General features: G+C 48.5%; 14 protein-coding genes, 1 tRNA gene and 4 pseudogenes. 5 read left to right on the top strand and 14 right to left on the bottom strand.

The window, feature by feature from the left end; genetic code table 11:
• Positions 1–42: 42 nt before the first annotated feature.
• From UNDYM_RS10615 to UNDYM_RS10600, 4 genes are all read right to left on the bottom strand, one after another.
• Positions 43–1,371: an ABC transporter ATP-binding protein gene (locus UNDYM_RS10615; protein ID WP_162041008.1), complete on the bottom strand. Its 1,329-nt coding sequence runs from the start codon at positions 1,369–1,371 to the stop codon at positions 43–45.
• Complete coding sequence (locus UNDYM_RS10610) at positions 1,361–2,188, bottom strand: ABC transporter permease (RefSeq protein ID WP_162041007.1); 828 nt, start codon at positions 2,186–2,188, stop codon at positions 1,361–1,363. The genes UNDYM_RS10615 and UNDYM_RS10610 overlap by 11 nt, the downstream gene beginning before the upstream one ends.
• Before the next feature lie 407 nt (positions 2,189–2,595).
• Positions 2,596–2,934 (bottom strand): hypothetical protein, encoded by a 339-nt coding sequence (locus UNDYM_RS10605; RefSeq protein ID WP_162041006.1) that lies wholly within the window; start codon positions 2,932–2,934, stop codon positions 2,596–2,598.
• 108 nt (positions 2,935–3,042) lie between these two features.
• Positions 3,043–3,480, bottom strand: coding sequence for a hypothetical protein (locus UNDYM_RS10600; RefSeq protein ID WP_162041005.1), 438 nt, complete (start codon positions 3,478–3,480; stop codon positions 3,043–3,045).
• A 354-nt stretch (positions 3,481–3,834) separates the two neighbouring features.
• On the opposite strand from UNDYM_RS10600, the pseudogene UNDYM_RS30635 reads away from it, so the two are divergent.
• Positions 3,835–4,146: pseudogene (locus UNDYM_RS30635) on the top strand (DNA adenine methylase); the annotation flags it as partial.
• Between the two features lie 146 nt (positions 4,147–4,292).
• On the opposite strand, the gene UNDYM_RS10595 reads toward UNDYM_RS30635, so the two are convergent.
• The gene (locus UNDYM_RS10595) at positions 4,293–4,784 is read right to left on the bottom strand and encodes a hypothetical protein (RefSeq protein WP_162041004.1); all 492 of its coding nucleotides are present in this window, start codon (positions 4,782–4,784) and stop codon (positions 4,293–4,295) included.
• 334 nt (positions 4,785–5,118) lie between these two features.
• Between UNDYM_RS10595 and UNDYM_RS10590 the strand changes: the two genes are divergently transcribed.
• A complete protein-coding gene (locus UNDYM_RS10590; protein WP_162041003.1) occupies positions 5,119–5,538 on the top strand; it encodes a hypothetical protein in 420 nt (139 codons plus the stop codon).
• 144 nt (positions 5,539–5,682) lie between these two features.
• Here the strand turns inward: UNDYM_RS10590 and UNDYM_RS10585 are convergent, their stop codons facing one another.
• Positions 5,683–5,910, bottom strand: coding sequence for a hypothetical protein (locus tag UNDYM_RS10585; protein WP_162041002.1), 228 nt, complete (start codon positions 5,908–5,910; stop codon positions 5,683–5,685).
• Between the two features lie 312 nt (positions 5,911–6,222).
• Positions 6,223–6,311 (bottom strand) — tRNA-Ser (locus UNDYM_RS10580).
• Between the two features lie 317 nt (positions 6,312–6,628).
• Here UNDYM_RS10580 and UNDYM_RS10575 point away from each other — a divergent pair.
• Positions 6,629–8,398 carry a GGDEF domain-containing protein gene (locus UNDYM_RS10575; protein ID WP_162044559.1) on the top strand — a complete coding sequence of 590 codons (1,770 nt, stop codon included), beginning with the start codon at positions 6,629–6,631 and terminating at the stop codon, positions 8,396–8,398.
• A 71-nt stretch (positions 8,399–8,469) separates the two neighbouring features.
• Here the strand turns inward: UNDYM_RS10575 and serS are convergent.
• The 5 genes and pseudogenes from serS to UNDYM_RS10550 all read right to left on the bottom strand — a co-directional run bounded on the left by serS (position 8,470) and on the right by UNDYM_RS10550 (position 15,759).
• Positions 8,470–9,764, bottom strand: a pseudogene (serS, locus tag UNDYM_RS10570) (serine--tRNA ligase).
• 107 nt (positions 9,765–9,871) lie between these two features.
• Complete coding sequence (locus UNDYM_RS10565) at positions 9,872–11,320, bottom strand: DUF4139 domain-containing protein (RefSeq protein ID WP_162041001.1); 1,449 nt, start codon at positions 11,318–11,320, stop codon at positions 9,872–9,874.
• A gap of 84 nt (positions 11,321–11,404) precedes the next feature.
• Positions 11,405–12,712, bottom strand: coding sequence for a replication-associated recombination protein A (locus UNDYM_RS10560; protein ID WP_162041000.1), 1,308 nt, complete (start codon positions 12,710–12,712; stop codon positions 11,405–11,407).
• Between the two features lie 18 nt (positions 12,713–12,730).
• Positions 12,731–13,366 (bottom strand): outer membrane lipoprotein chaperone LolA, encoded by a 636-nt coding sequence (lolA, locus tag UNDYM_RS10555; protein WP_162044558.1) that lies wholly within the window; start codon positions 13,364–13,366, stop codon positions 12,731–12,733.
• A 54-nt stretch (positions 13,367–13,420) separates the two neighbouring features.
• Positions 13,421–15,759, bottom strand: a pseudogene (locus tag UNDYM_RS10550) (DNA translocase FtsK).
• 271 nt (positions 15,760–16,030) lie between these two features.
• Between UNDYM_RS10550 and trxB the strand changes: the two are divergent.
• Positions 16,031–16,975 carry a thioredoxin-disulfide reductase gene (trxB, locus tag UNDYM_RS10545; protein WP_162040999.1) on the top strand — a complete coding sequence of 315 codons (945 nt, stop codon included), beginning with the start codon at positions 16,031–16,033 and terminating at the stop codon, positions 16,973–16,975.
• Positions 16,976–17,001: 26 nt separating this feature from the next.
• Positions 17,002–17,636 (top strand): annotated as a pseudogene (locus tag UNDYM_RS10540) (Smr/MutS family protein).
• 74 nt (positions 17,637–17,710) lie between these two features.
• On the opposite strand, the gene UNDYM_RS10535 reads toward UNDYM_RS10540, so the two are convergent.
• Positions 17,711–18,808, bottom strand: coding sequence for an ABC transporter substrate-binding protein (locus UNDYM_RS10535; protein WP_370529480.1), 1,098 nt, complete (start codon positions 18,806–18,808; stop codon positions 17,711–17,713).
• Between the two features lie 86 nt (positions 18,809–18,894).
• Complete coding sequence (locus UNDYM_RS10530) at positions 18,895–19,233, bottom strand: P-II family nitrogen regulator (RefSeq protein WP_110253085.1); 339 nt, start codon at positions 19,231–19,233, stop codon at positions 18,895–18,897.
• Positions 19,234–19,235: the final 2 nt, after the last annotated feature.

Below are 19,235 nucleotides of genomic sequence, written 5' to 3'. Positions count from 1 at the left end.
ATCTATCACTGATTAATTTTGATGAAGAGTGCTTCATTGCCTTCAGGCAGCCAGTTTCTTTAGCTTCAGGTCGAGTGCAGGCGCAACAATCTCTTGCGAAATCGGCGGTTGAAACAACCCAAAGAAGCGCTGATCCGCGAGTGAAGAAAAGTAATGCGCACCCTCTATGTATTCGTAATAGTGAATATCGCGATGCAGGCGGTTCTCTACTGCGGCAACCAACAGGTATTTGCCAGTAACCAACGGGTTGGTGAGTGTGAAGCTGACTTCAAATTCTTCATCGTCTGGCAAACGCCTGCTTTCAAAATCATGGGTAGTCGAAACGATAAGGTCGCTGCCTTTTAAATCCTTGATGGAGACGGCAACGCTTAAATGCTCTCTGTCTATGCTTTGCGGTATGCGCAGGCTGATCCTGATCTCCATGCTTTTGCCCCATTCATGGACATCACGGCGTGCGCCATTGGCATCCAGCACAGCTGCAGAAAGTATCAGACCCTTATGCGAACCCCAGTGAGTAACTGGCCGACTATCAAGTGCAATGTCTTCCGCCGCCACTTCAGCCAGTACATTTCCCAATACAGGAACATTGGCCGAGTGCATGGCTTCATGCTCGTCATCGTCGCTGGCATCATCGTCCTGAAACATCATTTCCATATAGCGACCAGTCACCGGAAAAACATCGCCCTGCTCCAGCATGCGCCCCTTGTCGAGCCAGATGGCGCGGTCACATAAAGTGCGCACTGAACTGACGTCATGGCTAACAAACAAAATACTGGCCCCTGTTTTCTGTATATCCTTGATACGGCGCATGCACTTGGCAACAAAACGGGCATCACCCACAGCCAGCGCCTCATCCACAATCAAAATCTCAGGATCAACATGAATCGCAATCGAAAACGCCAGGCGCGCATACATGCCGCTGGAATAGGTCTTGACCGGCTGATCCAGAAAATCATCGAGCTCAGAGAAGGCCAATATCTCGCCCATACGCTCCAGCATCTGCTCTTGCGGAAAGCCCAGAATCGCCGCATTCAACAAGACGTTTTCACGCCCGGTAAACTCAGTGTTAAAACCAGCGCCTAATTCCAGTAAAGCCGCCAGCCTGCCATGCGTAGTCACCGTTCCCGATGTTGGCGACAAAGTGCCGCATATCATCTGCAACAGGCTGGACTTGCCACTGCCATTGCGACCTATGATGCCTACAGTCTCACCCGGTGCAATCTCGAACGACACATCGCGCAAAGCCCAAAATTCACGGTAATAGGTTTTGGAGCGCGAAAAAAGCATTTGCTTCAACCTGTCCTGCGGCTTGTCGTAGAGCTGATAACACTTGCTCAATTGCTCGACCTTGATGGAAAACTTAGAGGACATCGGCAAACCCCTTGCGCGTCTTTTGAAACCAGGCAAAACCCAGCCAGGCAACAACACCAGACAATAAAAAATAAACCAACCAGCTTTGCCAATCCAGCGGCTTGCCCCAGATCATGGCGTCGCGGCTCTGCTCTATCACCTGCGTCAAAGGGCTGACTTGAACGACAGCACGAAAACCATCAGGCAAAGCCGCTATCGGATAAAACACCGGAGACAAAAATGTCAGCACTGACACTGCAACACCCACCACCTGATGTATGTCACGAATAAAAACACCCAGTGAGGCCAATAACCAGCTCACACCCAGGCTCAACAAAACCAGCGGCAGCAAAACCAAAGGCAGGATAAAAATCGTCGCAGGCGGCACACCAAAAAATATCGAATAAAAAATCAGCCAGACTGCAAAGCTGACCATCAAATGAAAACAAGCCGCCCCCATTGCCACTACCGGCAAAATCTCCAGAGGGAATATCACCTTCTTGACGTAGTTCACATTGCTGACCACCAGACCAGGCGCACGGCTCACACATTCAGAAAACAATCCAAACACCATCAGCCCCGCAAACAGCACCAGTGCAAATTCCGTCTTCGATTCAGACCCACCAGCCCAGCGCGCCTTGAACACCACACTAAATACAAAGGTATAAACCGCCAGCATCAACACAGGATTAAAGAAAGACCACAACAAACCCAGCAGCGAGCCTTGATAACGCATCAGCACTTCACGCTTTATCAAACTCACGATGAGTCTGCGATGCTGCCGTAAAGAAGCCAGCAAGCTCAAGGGCGTAATGGACGGTACTGCGTGTGGATTCATTCAATTCATTTCAAAAATTTCGCGACATATTCAGAGTCACCAACTACCAGCGCACAGCCACAAAAAGTACAGACGAAACTCATCCTCCCTATAGGGATACAGAATGTTCAAAGCCTGAACAAGTGGAGATAATTATTTGAGCAGCACAACTACGTGCACTGCTTCCGCGTCCGACAACCAGATGCCGGGCGCACACACAAGAGCCCGTACAAGCTCACATCATGCAAGCGCTGATCTACTGCGCATCACAGACATACCAAGACGCGCTCTATCAGATGGGGATTATAGGGAGGAGACAGGAAGAGTATTTCTAACAAGTGTCGTGCAATTGTATGCAATTTGTACACGTGTAGAACGATGGAATTTTTTGATATGCGAATATTGCGATTTGAGTCTATAGAGAAAATTCACGCAGAATTCCGCATGCCCTGAAGCTTGGAAGCTTCCAATATGGCCGCATTGACAGCCATGCCCATAGGCGGAGATTGCAATTCCCCAGCTTCGTTAAGAACCAGCGTCATCAACCCAACTGAGGAAGCACAATCAAATTTTTTCTTGGCATCTTGTATGGAGGATGTAATTAACGCGTTCAATTCATCTGTAGCGCAGAACACCATCAATACTCCATCCACCAAATCCAGTTCTGCAAGTGGATCAAAATGTCTGAATTTTTCAAGGAAGCTCTCAATGCCCTGTGACAGCTTTACATACACAGTGATACACAAGACCTGTTTGATGTTCGACATATCTTCTCTTTTTCTAAACGGTCGCAAAAGGAGGTCAAAATTTCGAATCAACCTGTTGCATGTCTTTGCCATTCCAGGCCCACAAAAAGTAGCAACAAGTAATACAAATCAATCTATCCGAAAAACCAGCTCCTTCCATTCTTTAAATTTTATTGATTCTCTCATTTGATACCAACTCGCACGAAAACCTCTACGCAAAATCCTGGCATGTGGCATCTCTGCCGGAACACTCAATTTCACGTTTTCATATGTCAATAATTTATAGTCAGCATCAAGCTCACTGGTGGGGACAATTAAATAGCAGTAGGAAGTTTCATCGTTTACACATAAAGCACAAAACCTAACGCCAAATTTTTTATCATCTGCGTCTTGATACTTTAATTTTATATCTTCTTCATCGACGCATTCATTCTCAAAAATTTTCCATTCTGCTCTACCACAACAAATAGTGTGCTCTGGAGCTACCCATACAATTTCCCCTGGAAAGCCTTGCTGCTCAAGAAACTTGCGAAAAACAGGTATTATTTCTTCAAATTTTGGGTTCATGCGTATTGGTAGTTAATTGATAGTTCAAGTTTGGTGATTAAAAAAATTATCTGGAGGATAAACCCAAAGAACCAGTGTTAGTTACGCTCCTTAGCAATCATCACCCAATTCTTAAGTACAATCAGATTGGAAATAGCGTGCACATTCAAGGCTGGCGAAGAACCAGAACCGCCGCAAATTCCGTCAACCACTCCTACCTGTCTTCATCATTCAGATAAATATCCTCTCGACGTCACGTGATACGAAGCTCCGGCGAATTCTAAACGTAGTGATCTGGCCATGTGTAAAGCCTAACATAGTGGCTAAGGTATGAAGGCAGATGTTGGAAAGTTAGAACTAACCCAATTTTCGAACTTTGGCACGGCCACTACCGGATCACCGATTAACCTGTGCCGCATAGAGGAAAGCCTGAGCGCCGCCCATTTACGCCTGGCTGGAACGTAAGTGGAAAACCTGTCCTGGCTGGATTGCATGAAGCGATATGACCGGGCGCATACCTTCTTTTATTGCGACCCGCCATACTGAGAGACAGAGGGATACGGTGTTGAATTTGGCTATGAAAACTATGTGCAGATGGTTGAATTCATGCAGACTTGCAAGGGTAAAGTAATGGTCAGTATCAACGACCATCCAGCCATCAGGGAAGCGTTTAACGGGCGCACATGATGGGTCTAGATATTAAGTACAGCGTATAAAACACCCATGGTCAGCCTGAGACAAGCAAGGAATTGGTGATAATGAATTGGGAAGGCAGCAGTATAAACAGCTTGTTTTGACTTTTGGAGCTGCAAACCGAGTTCGCAGCTCCAATTTCAGTAACTTGATTTTGCTCTGTATTCCTCTGATTCTCCATTAGCACTATTTATCTCTTTTTCCGTGTTCAGCCACGCTTTAAATACCTCATCACCTGCTTGACTCCAGTGTAGCCTGATACTGCGTATGTCATCTATTGAGCGGAGAGTGTTAAGTCCACACGAGCCGCCTGGATAATACATAGAAAAGCCTCTGGCTAAACAGACCTCAAGAATCCAGTGGTTTTGATAACTACTATTATGAGCATGAAGTACAAACTTATGAATACTAGAACTTATGACTGCAGCACCGCAAATTTCATGTGTATGAGCTGACAAACATTTTTCGGGATTCAATTCAATGTCATTCCACTGCTTGACGTAGCGGCGATACATCCGATAAATCATTTCCGCCTGAGATGCATCATCAATGATAGTTGCGTGTTCCGCGTACTGCCATGCCTTGCCGTCTGAAGGTCTTTTGCCAATCCAATATGCCGTTTTTCTTGTCATCATCCTCTCCATCGCTATACGTCATTATAAGTAACTTAACTTTAACTGGCGTTAAATATTCAAGGCAGTGTCTTAAGGCAAGTTTTCAATACGGACTAAGTGCAATGATCGTTGCAAGAGGTTTCTATATTGCTCACTAAGCAAGGGGGGGCGGGCGACAATTAATACGCGAACCGGAGGTGATTACTAAGACAAATAATTTGCGAATGAGGGACAAAATTGTCGCGCCCTTGCAAATATAATTAAATTAACCATATACATCCACATATTTGAATTGTATGTTATTAAAAATTGGCGGCTAGTATTTCAATCATATTCAAAGGTTGCAATCCATATGACTAAAATAAAAACTCCAGTGCTGAGTATAACTGCAGAGATACACGAGTTACTGTCAAAGGATGGTTTCAGGCCTGAGATCATAGAAAATAATCTCGTTAAAGTCATGGTCGAGGGGGGCTTGTTCGTAATTGCACACGACGAAAAAGACCAAGGTTACTTTGAAATTACGTATCAGCCTTTTTGGAAAGAAGAGGATCAGTCCAAAATTTTCCAGCTAGTCGAATCATGCAATAAAGCGAACCAACAGACAAAGTTTGCTAAACTTATCACGCAGGGCAACAAAGTACATTGCGTAGTACAGTGCTTACATCCAAATACTCTTAGCTTTTATAACAACTTTAAAAGATACGTATCTGCAATTAATTTTGGAGTTTCTGCTTTTACAGAGAGCATGAACAAAAAAACGCTGCATTGACTGTTATAGCTTGTAGCTGATCAACTTGCGAAAACACCGACCTTGAGGCGGTGTTTTCTTTTAGTCTGTCCGCATTGTCGTCAACCATCAATTTGCAGAATTCTATGCGTTGATCAAGCGTATAGGTATGAAGTTTCCATAGGTTCAAACGGGAACTGCCAACACTGCAACAGTGGAATGATATGGCTTTCCTTCTGAATCGGGCGTTGATTCTTGCCCAATATGCAAGACCTTGTAGCCATGGTCTTGAATATAGTGATTAACATTTGCGTCAAAGAACTGGCCGTTATATGGCAGTGTGCAACCATGCTCGCAGCCCTGAACAATATTGGTTGAGATAACTTTTATTTTTTTTGTAGATTCAATTGACATATAAATTCCTTTTTTATAATTGCGAAATTAGCATAGTGCATGATAATACCAATCACAGAGTTTGCGCACTCTTTATGCGACCAAGTAATCGTCACATAAGCACGGCATTCAAATATAGTTTCTGAAATCAAAAAGGGTCACGTTCGTGACCCTTTATAAAACAATAGAATGCAAGGTTATCCGCAAATCAGTGCAAAGTATTGCGCCGCCTTACACCAATTTATAAAATTAAATGGCTGATTTCTTGCAGACCAAAAAGAAAAAGGCCGGATTATTCCGGCCTTCGATATGGTGCTAAGTGCTTGATTATTTTGGCGGAGAGGGGGGATTCGAACCCCCGATAGGTTTGACCCTACGCCTGATTTCGAGTCAGGTACATTCAACCACTCTGCCACCTCTCCGGCTTGGTTGTTCGTTATAAACGAAGCCTGAGATTATAGCAAAGAACTTGCTCAAATCAAAATTAGCGGTTTATACACAGCGATGCAATGAGGCAGGCATAGCCACATTGCGACATGAAGATGTCATAAAGCAAGACTATATTCTGATGCAATGCGGCAAGATGTCGTTTGCAATTGTGAATGCTCTTGGCATTTCAATATTAGGATCAGCTTCAATGGAAAGTAGTTTAGCGGGGGATACTGTGGATTATCTGTCTCAGCAAAACCTGGTATCAGAGCAAGACATCAGCCAGTTCGGTGCGCAGTCTGCGGCGCTGATGCTGGCGCATTTGCAGCGTATTATTGAGCAGCGCCTGCTTACCGCACGCTTCCAGCCCATTGTCCAGATGCAGAATGGCGACATCCTTGGCTATGAGGGTTTGATACGTGGCCCTTCGGACAGCCCGCTGCACTCTCCCGTCAATTTATTCAAGGCGGCATGGGAAAACAATTTGACGGTGACGGTGGAACACCTTTGCCGCCGCATCGTGCTGGAACAATTCGCTGCGCAGAAATTACCCGGCAAATTATTTTTGAATGTCAGCCCTGAGTGTCTGTTACAGAGAGATGTGCGCTATGGTGAGACGCTGGATTATATCCATGAGCTTGGCATCAACCCTGAGCGCGTCATCATAGAACTGACTGAATACCAGCCTACGCATGACTATGCCTTGTTGTGTGAGGCGGTTATCCATTATCGCGAGATGGGTTTTGAAATTGCGATTGATGATCTTGGTGAAGGCTTCTCCAGTCTGCGTTTGTGGTCAGAATTGAAGCCCGATTATGTCAAGATCGACATGCATTTTATCCAGGGCATAGATCACGATCCGGTCAAAGCGCAGTTTGTGCGCTCCATACAAAGCATCGCTGAAAAATCTGGTACGCGGGTGGTTGCTGAAGGCATAGAAACCCAGGCTGAGTTGCTGGCAGTGCGTGATCTGGGTGTAGCCTGCGGCCAGGGTTATCATATCGCCCGCCCTCACCCAACTCCGGCGCGTGCAGTGTCTGCTGAAGTGGCGCGGATTTTAACGCCGAACCAATATCAGGCTGCGCGACGTACCTCCGGCAGTTTTGAACAAGCTGCCACGGTAGAAAAGATTTTAAAGACGCCACCAACTATTTCTTCACGCATGCTGAACAACCAGGTGGATGACATCTTCTTGCAAAACCCCAAATTGCAGATCATTCCCGTGGTGGATGACGGCATGCCTGTGGGATTGATCAACCGTTATCACATGATAGACCGCTTTGCCCGCCCGTATCAGCGTGAGCTGTATGGCAAAAAGCCTTGCACCGTTTTCATGGAAGCGCATCCTGTTATTGTCGATAAAAATACCAGCATGCAGGATGTCAGCCACATTATCGTGGAAGCCAATTCTGAGCAGTTAATCAACGGCATTATCATTACTGATCAGGGCCGCTACATAGGTCTGGGTAGTGGCCCTGACTTGATGCGCGAGATCACGCAGATGCAAATCAATGCGGCGCGTTATGCCAACCCGTTGACGCAACTGCCGGGCAATGTGCCCATCAATGAGCATATTGATGTATTGCTGCAAAAAGAGCAGTCTTTTTGTGCCTGCTATTGCGACCTTGATCATTTCAAACCGTTTAATGATGTCTATGGCTACCGCCGTGGTGACGACATCATACAAATGACCAGTGATGTATTAAAGCAGCATTGCGACCAGCAGCTGGATTTTATCGGCCACATCGGTGGCGATGATTTCATCATCCTGTTCCGCAGCGAGGATTGGGAAGTACGCTGCCAGGCTATACTGGCGAGTTTTTCAGCTGCCATCTACGATTTTTACAGCAATGAAGACCGCGAACGAGGTGGCTATCTCAGTGAAGACAGGCAGGGCAAAAAAGTCTTTTACCCGCTCGTCAGCCTGTCTCTGGGCGTGGTGAAATCAAGAGCAAATCGCTATTACTCACATCACCAGATATCCATCGCCGCATCAGACGCCAAAAAGCAGGCCAAGAAGATACATGGCAATAGTCTGTTTGTAGATCGTCGTTCTGAAATGGATTTACTGGTAGGTTAAACGTAATCTGTAAACGAGAAAAGCGCTTCACTTTATGTAGTGAAGCGCTTTTCTTATTGGGCTAGAGCCAATTAAGCTGCTGGCGCCAGTTTTTCGAGGCCACCCATGTATGGGCGCAAAGCTGTAGGGATGACGACAGAACCATCAGCCTGCTGATAATTTTCCAGCACGGCCACCAAGGTGCGGCCAACCGCCAGCGCGGAGCCGTTCAGGGTGTGCACCAGTTCTGGTTTACCCTGGGCATTGCGGAAACGGGCTTGCATGCGGCGGGCCTGGAAGTCGAACATATTCGAGATGGAAGAAATCTCACGGTAAGTGTTTTGTGCTGGCAGCCATACTTCCAGATCGAAAGTCTTGCAGGCACCAAAGCCCATGTCGCCAGTACACAGGCTCATGACGCGGTAAGGCAGTTCCAGCTTGGTCAAAACAGCTTCAGCATGGCCCACCATTTCATCCAGGGCTTCCATGGATTTTTCTGGATGAACGATTTGTACCATTTCGACTTTGTCGAATTGATGCTGACGTATCATACCGCGGGTGTCGCGGCCTGCGCTGCCGGCTTCAGAACGGAAGCATGGAGTATGCGCGGTCATTTTGATGGGCAATGCATCGGCAGCCAGAATCTCGTCGCGCACGGTATTGGTCAAAGTGACTTCTGAGGTAGGGATCAGGTAAAACGTTTCGCCTGTACCTTCTTGTCCGCCTTTTTTCACTGCAAACAAGTCTTCTTCAAATTTAGGCAACTGGCCTGTGCCGCGCATGGAATCAGCATTGACCATGTAAGGCGTATACATTTCGGTATAGCCATGGTCCAGCGTTTGCATGTCGAGCATAAACTGGGCCAATGCGCGATGCAGGCGTGCCATGCCACCTTTCATGACGGAAAAACGTGAACCTGTGAGTTTGACTGCAGTTTCAAAATCCAGACCCAGGGCTGAGCCGATATCGACATGGTCTTTGACGTCAAAATCAAATGCGCGTGGCGTGCCGACCTTGCGTACTTCCACATTGCCGGTTTCATCTTCACCGACAGCGACGGATTCATGCGGCAGATTTGGAATGGTTTGCAGGAACGCACTCATGCGAACTTGCACATCACTCAAATGCGTTTCTGATGCTTTCAACTCTTCCGGGATGCTCGCTGCTTCAGCCATTAATGCGGAAGTATCTTCGCCCTTGCTTCTAAGATTACCAATCTGCTTGGAGATAGTATTTTTTTGCCTTGCAGCTCTTCAGTACGGGACTGGATCTGCTTGCGTTCGGCCTCGAGGGCATTGAAGGTTTCTACATCGAGCTGGAACTTACGGGTAGCCAGGCGCGCTGCCGCACTGGCAATATCTTTGCGCAAAAGTTGAATATCTATCATGATTTTAAGTGCAGTGAACTAAGCTAATCGACTATTGTATCAAGGGATGGGCATTTCCCCTATTTTCAGACAAGGAGAAATGCCGTTTTTACATCAGTATACTTATATCAATACTTGACCACGCTGCGATAAACCAGTTTGGTATTACCTTCTGCAGGCACGCTGATTTTCCATACTGCCGTATTGCTGGCGCTCTTGGTATAAGGATGGCTGCTGCTCAAGACTTGCCAGTCACCAGGCATGGGTTCCTGCACAGTGACGATGACGGCTTCTTTTTTGGCATTTTTCAATACCAGCTCGTAGGCACTTTCAGAAACGTAATTGTATTTGCCGCTCGCTGCGAGCTTTTTGAAGTCTGTCTGCTTCTTGTCTGCAGTCACATCAAAGGCTTCGCCGAGTTTAAGGCGGACTTTTTCATTTTTTGGCGTGTGATCTACGCTGTCTTCACCAATGAACTGGGCATTGCCTGCACCATCTTTTTTATAGACGCGTACGACACCTTTGGGTAAAGGCATACCCAGTTGAGAGGCCTCTTTATTGTCGAATTCAACAAAGACACCTATTTTCATTTTTTGGCCAAGATCACCGTAACTGCTTTGGTAATAATAATCACTGCCCGCCAGCAGCAATTCCTTACGGGCGGGAACGCCAGAAGCAGACAGCAAGGCCACTTGTTTGGTCTGGTTTTCTGCAATGGTGGTTGGCCTGTCCAGTGTGTACAGGTGATATTCAAACAAGGATTCTTCTGCCATGGCTTTTTTGGCCATCATGGCTTGCGGGGCATCCATCCTTTTGACTGCGCTACCGGTAACCTCTATCCTTTGCAAAACCTGATGAACATCACCTGCCACCAGTTGCAGCTTGGCATTGCGGTAAGTCGTACCACTGGTATTGCCCAGCGTGACCCAGCCTGAAATATCAAGCTTATCATCAGCGGCATTCAGTTCTACAACATAGTCTGCCTTCCAGGACAAACCACCTGTCAGGTAACTGAGTTCTACATCCTGTTGCTGTGCGCCGTTGTTATCGAGTGCCATGACCAGGGTGGGACGGTCACGGAGATTTGCTGGCACATCAGGATAAATGATGCGACCTGGCAGGCCGGTTTCTATGCGGTCACCTATCTTCAACACCACGCCATTATTGGCGGACAAGACTGTGGCCGATTCTGTTGTCTCAGCACCCGTCGCAGGATTGGTGCGAATGATGTTGACGTTACGCCCAACATATTTTTCCAGCAATTTTTGCGGCGTCAGCAAATCGAAATTAAAATTTTGCTCTACGACAGACAAGCTGCCTGGAGAAGACAAGCTGCGTAGCAAGGCAGTTTCAGCACGCATTTTGGCACTGACATCGCGGAAAGCCAGTGCGCTTGCGCCGCGTTTCAAAGGCAGCTTGCGCTGGTCCTTGATCAGGGCCAGGTTTTCATTGTAGATCGTGACGGCGACTTCTTTTTGGTCAGCCAGGGTACTGCGCTGCTCTTCGGTTTGTGCATAGACAGAGCCTGCCAGTGAGAATAACAATAGGCTTGCGCTTGCAGTAAATGTTTTATTCATGAAAGTCCTTATTATGATTATTGATTTGCAATGAAGATTTAAACGAATGAAATCTAAACGATTGAAATTCAGACGAAACTGAAATTACTTGGCCTGATCATCCATGCTACGCAAATACGCGAGTTTTTCTGCTATCTTGATTTCCAGCCCGCGTGGCACTGGGTGATACCAGGATTCATTTTCCAGGCCTTCAGGCAGATAGGTTTCGCCTGCGGCATAGGCATCTGGCTCATCGTGGGCATAGCGATACAATTTGCCATAGCCCAGTTCTTTCATGAGTTTGGTGGGTGCATTGCGCAAATGCTCGGGCACGATGCGGGACTTGTCTTTGGCGATCATGGCGCGCACGGCGTTATAGGCTTTGTAAACCGCATTTGATTTGGCTGCACAAGCCAAGTAGATTACCGCTTCTGCCAGGGCCAGTTCGCCTTCTGGCGAGCCCAGTCTTTCATAGGTTTCTGCCGCATCGAGACATATCCGCAAGGCGCGTGGGTCGGCCAGGCCTATATCTTCAGACGCCATGCGGACTATGCGTCTGGCCATGTAGCGCGGGTCGGCACCGCCATCAAGCATGCGTACCAGCCAATACAAGGCGGCATCAGGGTTGGAGCCACGTACCGATTTATGCAGGGCAGAAATCTGGTCATAGAAGGCATCGCCCCCCTTATCAAAGCGGCGCAAGGCATCGCCCAGGCATTCGCCCAGCAATCCCTGGTCTACCGTGTCGAGATGCTTGGCGACTGCTGCATGGGCAACAATATCGAGATTATTCAGCAACTTGCGACCATCGCCGTCAGCACTGGAGACCAGGCTGGCCATGGCTTCTGGCGTCAGCGTCAAACCATCGAGTTCACGCTCACAGGCGCGTACTACCATGGCTTGCAGGTCTTCATCCGTCAGTGACTTCAACACATACACTGAGGCACGTGACAATAAGGCGCTATTGACTTCAAACGAAGGATTCTCTGTCGTCGCACCGATGAACGTGAACAAGCCACTTTCTACGTGCGGCAAGAAGGCATCTTGCTGGCTTTTGTTGAAGCGATGGACTTCATCAACAAACAATATGGTGCGTCGATGGGAAGTCGCCTGCAATATCTGCGCGCGCTCTACTGCCTCGCGTATATCCTTGATACCAGACAAGACTGCCGACAAGGCAATGAACTCGCAATGAAAGGCATCTGCCATCAGGCGCGCCAGTGTGGTCTTGCCCACGCCTGGTGGCCCCCATAAGATCATCGAATGTGGTTCACCAGACTGAAAAGCTACACGCAAGGGCTTGCCCTCGCCCAGGATATGCTGCTGGCCGATGACATCATCCAGCGTAGCCGGGCGCATGCGCTCAGCCAATGGGGCAGGCTTTTTGCGCGGATTATTATGCAACATATTCATTGAACGCTACTACTGCTACTACTGTCTAAATACATCTGCACCAGCAGGCACGACGAACTTGAATTGCTCAGGCTTCAGCGCAGGATTTTTTTCCAGATTCTTCAGGGTCAGGGTAGAAAACTGACCAAAATTGTCGTGCAACTCCAAGGCCACTGGCACGCCGTCTTTCATACCTATGCCTATGGTCTCAAACTGTGAATCCTTGGCTTTGGGGGTAGCTTCCAGCCATTCCAGACCCTGCTTGGCACCGACCTCTTTGAAATTGAAATTCTTGTCCAGATCAGCCGCGCCAGCGCTGCCAAACAAAATGGCTGCGGGACTGGAACCCAGTGAATTGCCGAGGGGACGAATCGTGACCTGATTCAAGTCTTTATCGTAGATGTACAGCTTTTCACCATCTGCCTGCAAGAGTTGTTCATACGGCTTCACATAAGACCAGATGAACTTGCCCGGACGGGCGAACACAAAATTGCCTGTTGCAGTCTTGCTGATCTTGGGATTGCCATCAACCATTTTGACTTGCTGCTGTGTAAATTCACCTTTGGCGCTTTTATTATTCGTCACGAAGGATTTGAACTGTTCAACCGCAGTGGCAGATGCCCATGCAGGTATCATGGCAAGTGCAAAGGCACCCGCCACCAGTCTTGCCATCATGTTAGATTGTTTTTTCACTGATTTATCCTATTCTGTCGCTGCTATTCTGTTGCTTTATTCAGATGTATTCCCGGCAGGAACCAGGATTTCCCGGTTACCGTTGGACTGCATGGTAGATACGACACCACTTTGCTCCATTTGTTCCAGCAAACGGGCAGCACGGTTATAGCCTATGCGCAAATGCCTTTGTACCAGTGAGATAGAGGCACGGCGATTCTTGAGTACGATGGCAACAGCCTGGTCATACAAGGCGTCTGATTCGCCACCACCTGCACCAGCACTCTCGCCACCGGCTTCACCGCCCTCTTCCAGCGTGCCGCCTTCGAGTATGCCTTCTATGTAATTTGGCTCACCTTGGGCTTTTAAATATTCGACGACGCGATGCACTTCTTCATCCGAGACAAAAGCGCCATGCACACGCACAGGCAGGCCTGTACCTGGTGGCAAGTAGAGCATGTCACCCATGCCCAGCAAGGCTTCTGCCCCCATCTGATCAAGAATGGTGCGCGAATCTATCTTGCTGCTGACCTGGAAAGCGATACGGGTAGGAATATTCGCCTTGATCAGGCCAGTGATCACATCGACCGACGGCCTTTGAGTTGCCAGTATCAGGTGCAAGCCCGCAGCACGCGCTTTTTGTGCAATACGGGCAATCAATTCCTCTACCTTTTTACCAACCACCATCATCAAATCAGCCAGCTCATCAATGATAATGACGATGGTTGGCAGTTTTTCAAGGGGCTCTGGCGCATCTGGCGTCAAACTGAAAGGATTTGGGATATGCACTTCCTTGCGGGCTGCCTCGGCGATCTTGGCGTTATAGCCAGCCAGATTACGTACACCGAGCTTGGACATGAGCTTGTAGCGGCGCTCCATCTCTGCCACCGCCCAGTTCAGGGCGTGACCTGCCTGACGCATATCCGTGACCACAGGTGCCAGCAAATGCGGTATGCCTTCATACACCGACATCTCCAGCATTTTGGGATCAATCAGTATCATGCGCACATCATTGGGATCTGACTTGTAGAGCAGCGACAAAATGGTGGCATTGATACCCACAGACTTACCAGAACCAGTGGTACCCGCCACCAGCAAATGCGGCATCTTGGCGAGATCAGCGCAGATAGGGTGGCCCGCAATATCCTTGCCCAGTGCCACTGTCAGGCTGGACGAACTGTCGTTATAGACCTTGGAGCCCAGAATCTCGGTCAGACGCACGATCTGGCGCTTGGGATTCGGTAACTCCAGACCCATGTAATTTTTACCGGGGATGGTTTCAACCACACGTATGGAAGTGAGTGACAAGGAACGCGCCAGATCACGTGCCAGATTAACGATCTGGCTACCCTTGACGCCAGTAGCTGGTTCAATTTCATAGCGGGTAACCACGGGCCAGGGTAAGCTGCCACCACTTTGGCATCGACACCAAAGTCTGAGAGTTTTTTCTCTATCAGGCGGCTGGTAAATTCCAGGGTTTGCACGCTGACAGTTTCCTGCACTGGTGGTGGTTCATCCAGCAGAGACAGCGGTGGCAGGTTCGTGTCTGGCAGTTCATTGAACAGGGATACCTGTTTTTCTTTTTCTACGCGTTCTGAGCGCTGCACCGCGACCACTTGCGGTTCTATACGTATTGGTGCGGCCTCGACGATCTTGGCTCTCTCTTGCACCACGACTTCTTCACGCTTGACGGCGGCAGTCTGACCAGCACGCCGGTCTTCTGCATCGGCATGTTTGTTTTGCACGAACACAAACACCCATTCTATACCTGCGCCTATGCGCTCTGCGATGGTCAGCCAGGATACGTGGAAGTAGAGGCTGATGCCCAGAGCGATCATCAGTAGTAATGCCAGGGTCGCACCTGTAAAGCCCAGCGCCGCAAAACCGGCATTTCCTATCAATTCGCCCAGCACTCCTCCCGGCCCCAGAGGCAAGGCTACCTTGAGACTGTGCATGCGCAAATATTCCAGGCCCATACTGCCAGCCAATAAAAGGCCAAAGCCAATATTGCGCACCAGGATTTCAGGAAAACCAACATCCGCTTCCGGCTCAGGATTGAGCTTTACCCTCTGTGACAGGCTGCTATACGAAATCCACACCTGGCGGCAGGCAAATATGCACCACCACCATGCAGAAATACCGAACACATAAAACAGCACGTCAGACAGCCAGGCACCAAATTTGCCAGCAATATTATGTATGCGGGGGATATCCACTGACCTTGACCAACCCGGGTCTTGCGTGGAATAGCTTGCCATGATCAGTATCAGGCAAATGCAAAATGCGGCCAGAGCTATCCATTTTGCTTCCATCAACAGCACCAGGAAGCGGTTTGGAGGCGCAGCAGGTACTGCAGTTTTCTTGCTTCGAGTATAAGCTTCGTTACCAGTAGTCATAAAACAGGGAGCAACCTCATTCGGACAGCCATCAAAAGCTGACAAGATAGCATGAAGCCGTGTATGCGCCAAACAAGTGCGCTGTAACAGTTGAAACAGATATGCCAGCCAGACGCCCACGGCAGGAAGACGACCACTATGAGGATAGTCTATAATTCAGGCTTATCTCAGGATAGTGATGCAAAATCAGCAAAAAACTTGAAATTTGCATGAAAAACGCCATCTATTATCTGCAATTCAGCTAATCATCAACTTTTTTATCAGGTCTGCTATGTCCACACCCAAACATGCCCGCGTATTAATTCTTGGCTCTGGCCCCGCAGGTTATTCAGCCGCTGTGTATGCTGCCCGCGCCAATCTGAAACCTGTACTGATCACCGGTGTAGAACAAGGCGGCCAGTTGATGACTACCACCGATGTAGAGAACTGGCCAGCCGACCCCATGGGCGTACAAGGCCCGGAACTGATGCAGCGTTTCTTGCAACACGCCGAGCGTTTTAATACAGAAATCATTTTTGATTACATCCACACCGCCAAGCTCGATGAAAAACCGATACGCCTGATCGGCGACCAGGCGCAATACACTTGCGACTCCCTGATCATCGCTACCGGTGCGTCTGCGCAATACCTGGGCCTGCCATCTGAACAAGCCTTCATGGGCAAAGGCGTGTCTGCCTGTGCAACTTGCGATGGTTTCTTTTACCGCGGCAAGGAAGTGGCCGTCGTTGGTGGTGGCAATACCGCTGTTGAAGAAGCCCTGTATTTGTCGAATATCGCCAGCAAGGTCACCGTCATCCATCGTCGCGACAAGTTCCGCGCCGAAGCAATCTTGATAGACCGCTTGATGGCTAAAGTTGCTGAAGGCAAGATCGAAGTCAAATGGAACCATACGCTGGATGAAGTCATCGGTGATGACTCTGGTGTGACTGGCATCAATGTCAAGGCTGCTGATGGGACAATTACCCCTATCACCCTGCATGGCGTGTTCATCGCGATTGGTCACAAACCAAATACCAGCATCTTTGATGGCCAGCTTGATATGAAGAATGGCTATATCAAAACCCGTACCGGTACTGAGGGCATGGCAACAGCGACCAATGTACCAGGTGTGTTTGCTGCCGGTGACGTGCAGGATCATATTTATCGCCAGGCAATTACCAGTGCGGGTACAGGTTGCATGGCAGCTCTGGATGCACAGCGGTACCTGGAAGAATAAGCTCAGCTCAAGTCGAGGATGAAAGCATGTCGTCTTTTAAAAACCTTGCTGACCTGAAGTCACTCAGCCAGCAATTAAAGCAACAGGAAGAAAGCCGACAACGCGCCGAAGCAGAACGTCTGGAACGTGAAAAGAAAGCCAGGGAAGAGGCCAATATTTTTCGTTCCAGCGTAGGCAAGGTCGAAGCTTTGAAAACAGTGGTGAAGCATCACCCTGCCCCACACGTCTTGAACCTCTGCCTTTTCAGCACATTGCAGATGAACAGGCAGCGCTACAGGAATCTTTGTCGGATGAATTCGATGCTGATTCACTGCTGGAGACCGATGAAAACCTGAGCTATACCAGATCAGGCGTAGGCCAGGATGTGGTCAGGAAGCTGCGTAAGGGCCACTGGGTCATACAGGCGCAACTTGACCTGCACGGCTTGCGCCGCGATGAAGCCAGGGACAGTCTGGGAGAATTCCTGCGCAAGTGCATGCGCAATGGCACACGTTGCGTGCGCATCATCCATGGCAAAGGCCTGGGCTCTGTCAACAAGGAGCCGGTACTAAAGCAAAAAGTCAGGAACTGGCTGATACAGAAAGATGAAGTATTGGCATTCAGCCAGGCGACTGCGGCTGATGGTGGCTCTGGTGCCTTGATCGTGCTATTGAAATCTTGACGATGGCTGATGGCTGATGGCTGATGGCTATCCTGCCTGAGCCCCCGATGAACCGGGGCTCAGGCATAGCAAACTTAATTGCGGAACTTCTTGTCCTTCGAAATAACGGTCATATCAACATATTTTGAACCGTTATGATTCGAGGGCGAAAAACTCACATCAAAACCACCGGCGTCATAGCTGCTGCGGTTGATACTTTCCAGTGCAGACACCAGCTTTTCCCTAGTGAGACCTGATCCGGCGCGCTTCAAACCTTCCACAAACACTTTGGCAGCCAGATAACCTTCGAAGCTGGAGAAGTTCAGATTTTTATTTCCGGCCTTTTCCATGCTTTTCGTGTATTCGGCAACCACAGGTATCGATGGTGACCATGGAAATGGAACCACCTGTGAAATCACGACACCGACGCCATCTTTATCCAGCGTATCTGCCAAGGCCTGGCTACCGACAAAAGAAACATTGTAGAACATACCAGTATAGGCAGCCTTATGCATTTCCTTGACCAACGCACTACTGGCTGCATAGGTGCTGATCTGTATGATGGCATCAGGCCGTTTTGGCAAGAGCTTGGCAACGGCAGCTGATACATCAGAGCTATTTCTTTCTCCTGTCGCCATCTCGGCTATACGCAAATTTCTTTTCTTCATCGCCTGCTCCACACCAGCCAGACCTGCCTTGCCATAGGCATCGTTCTGATAAAAGACGGCGATATTTTTTGTTCCCAGATTGGCCAGGCGATCGACCAGATATTCAGTCTCGTCGTTATAACTTGCCCGGATATTGAAAATCTGACGGTTGAGAGGTTCTCTCAGGGATTGAGCGCCAGTATAAGGCGCAAAGAAAGGGACTTTTGCTTGCGTGAAAATGGGTAAGGCTGCATTACTGGTGGCTGTACCTACATAGCCAAATAAAGCAAATACACCATCATTTTCAATCAGGGCTTTGGTATTGGCAGCCGCCAGATCTGCCTCATACTTATCATCTTTTTGTATGATTTCAATCTTGCGGCCATATACACCGCCAGCAGCATTGACCTGATCAAAATAAGTCTTGGCACCTGAATTGAGCTGCAAGCCAAGTTGTGCTGCCGGGCCCGAAAATGCAGCTGACTGCCCCAATAAAATTTTTCTATCTGTGACACCGGTTTCGGCTTGGGCATTTGCCATCGCCATCAACACCAGTGCCACCCCTATTTTTGTTTTTGCTTTTGAAACACCAACAAATTCATTTACTGCAAACTTCTTAAACATCGTCATATTTAAACCGCATCAGGACCCGTCTCGCCAGTGCGAATACGTATTACCTGCTCCACATTTTGTACAAAAATCTTCCCATCACCAATCTTGCCGGTGTGGGCTGCTTTAATGATTGCATCGACTACATTGTCGGCAATCTTGTCATCTACCACCACTTCCACCTTGATCTTGGGCAAGAAATCGACCACATACTCAGCGCCACGATACAGCTCAGTGTGACCCTTTTGACGGCCAAAACCTTTTACCTCAACCACAGTCAATCCTGTCACACCAACGTCAGCCAGCGCCTCACGCACTTCGTCGAGTTTGAATGGTTTGATGATAGCGGTAATCTGTTTCATTT

The organism is Undibacterium sp. YM2, assembly GCF_009937975.1.
Lineage (GTDB): Bacteria > Pseudomonadota > Gammaproteobacteria > Burkholderiales > Burkholderiaceae_D > Undibacterium.
This window is presented reverse-complemented; position numbering and strand designations above follow the sequence as displayed.

Coding starts and splice junctions, on each gene's coding strand:
- UNDYM_RS10585 (WP_162041002.1), bottom strand. CDS start 5,910: ATGTCAATTGAATCTACAAAAAAAATAAAAGTTATCTCAACCAATATT.
- UNDYM_RS10530 (WP_110253085.1), bottom strand. CDS start 19,233: ATGAAACAGATTACCGCTATCATCAAACCATTCAAACTCGACGAAGTG.
- UNDYM_RS10575 (WP_162044559.1), top strand. CDS start 6,629: ATGCTGGCGCATTTGCAGCGTATTATTGAGCAGCGCCTGCTTACCGCA.
- UNDYM_RS10610 (WP_162041007.1), bottom strand. CDS start 2,188: ATGAATCCACACGCAGTACCGTCCATTACGCCCTTGAGCTTGCTGGCT.
- lolA (WP_162044558.1), bottom strand. CDS start 13,366: ATGATGGCAAGACTGGTGGCGGGTGCCTTTGCACTTGCCATGATACCT.
- UNDYM_RS10605 (WP_162041006.1), bottom strand. CDS start 2,934: ATGTCGAACATCAAACAGGTCTTGTGTATCACTGTGTATGTAAAGCTG.
- UNDYM_RS10560 (WP_162041000.1), bottom strand. CDS start 12,712: ATGAATATGTTGCATAATAATCCGCGCAAAAAGCCTGCCCCATTGGCT.
- trxB (WP_162040999.1), top strand. CDS start 16,031: ATGTCCACACCCAAACATGCCCGCGTATTAATTCTTGGCTCTGGCCCC.
- UNDYM_RS10615 (WP_162041008.1), bottom strand. CDS start 1,371: ATGTCCTCTAAGTTTTCCATCAAGGTCGAGCAATTGAGCAAGTGTTAT.
- UNDYM_RS10600 (WP_162041005.1), bottom strand. CDS start 3,480: ATGAACCCAAAATTTGAAGAAATAATACCTGTTTTTCGCAAGTTTCTT.
- UNDYM_RS10565 (WP_162041001.1), bottom strand. CDS start 11,320: ATGAATAAAACATTTACTGCAAGCGCAAGCCTATTGTTATTCTCACTG.
- UNDYM_RS10535 (WP_370529480.1), bottom strand. CDS start 18,808: ATGGCGATGGCAAATGCCCAAGCCGAAACCGGTGTCACAGATAGAAAA.
- UNDYM_RS10595 (WP_162041004.1), bottom strand. CDS start 4,784: ATGACAAGAAAAACGGCATATTGGATTGGCAAAAGACCTTCAGACGGC.
- UNDYM_RS10590 (WP_162041003.1), top strand. CDS start 5,119: ATGACTAAAATAAAAACTCCAGTGCTGAGTATAACTGCAGAGATACAC.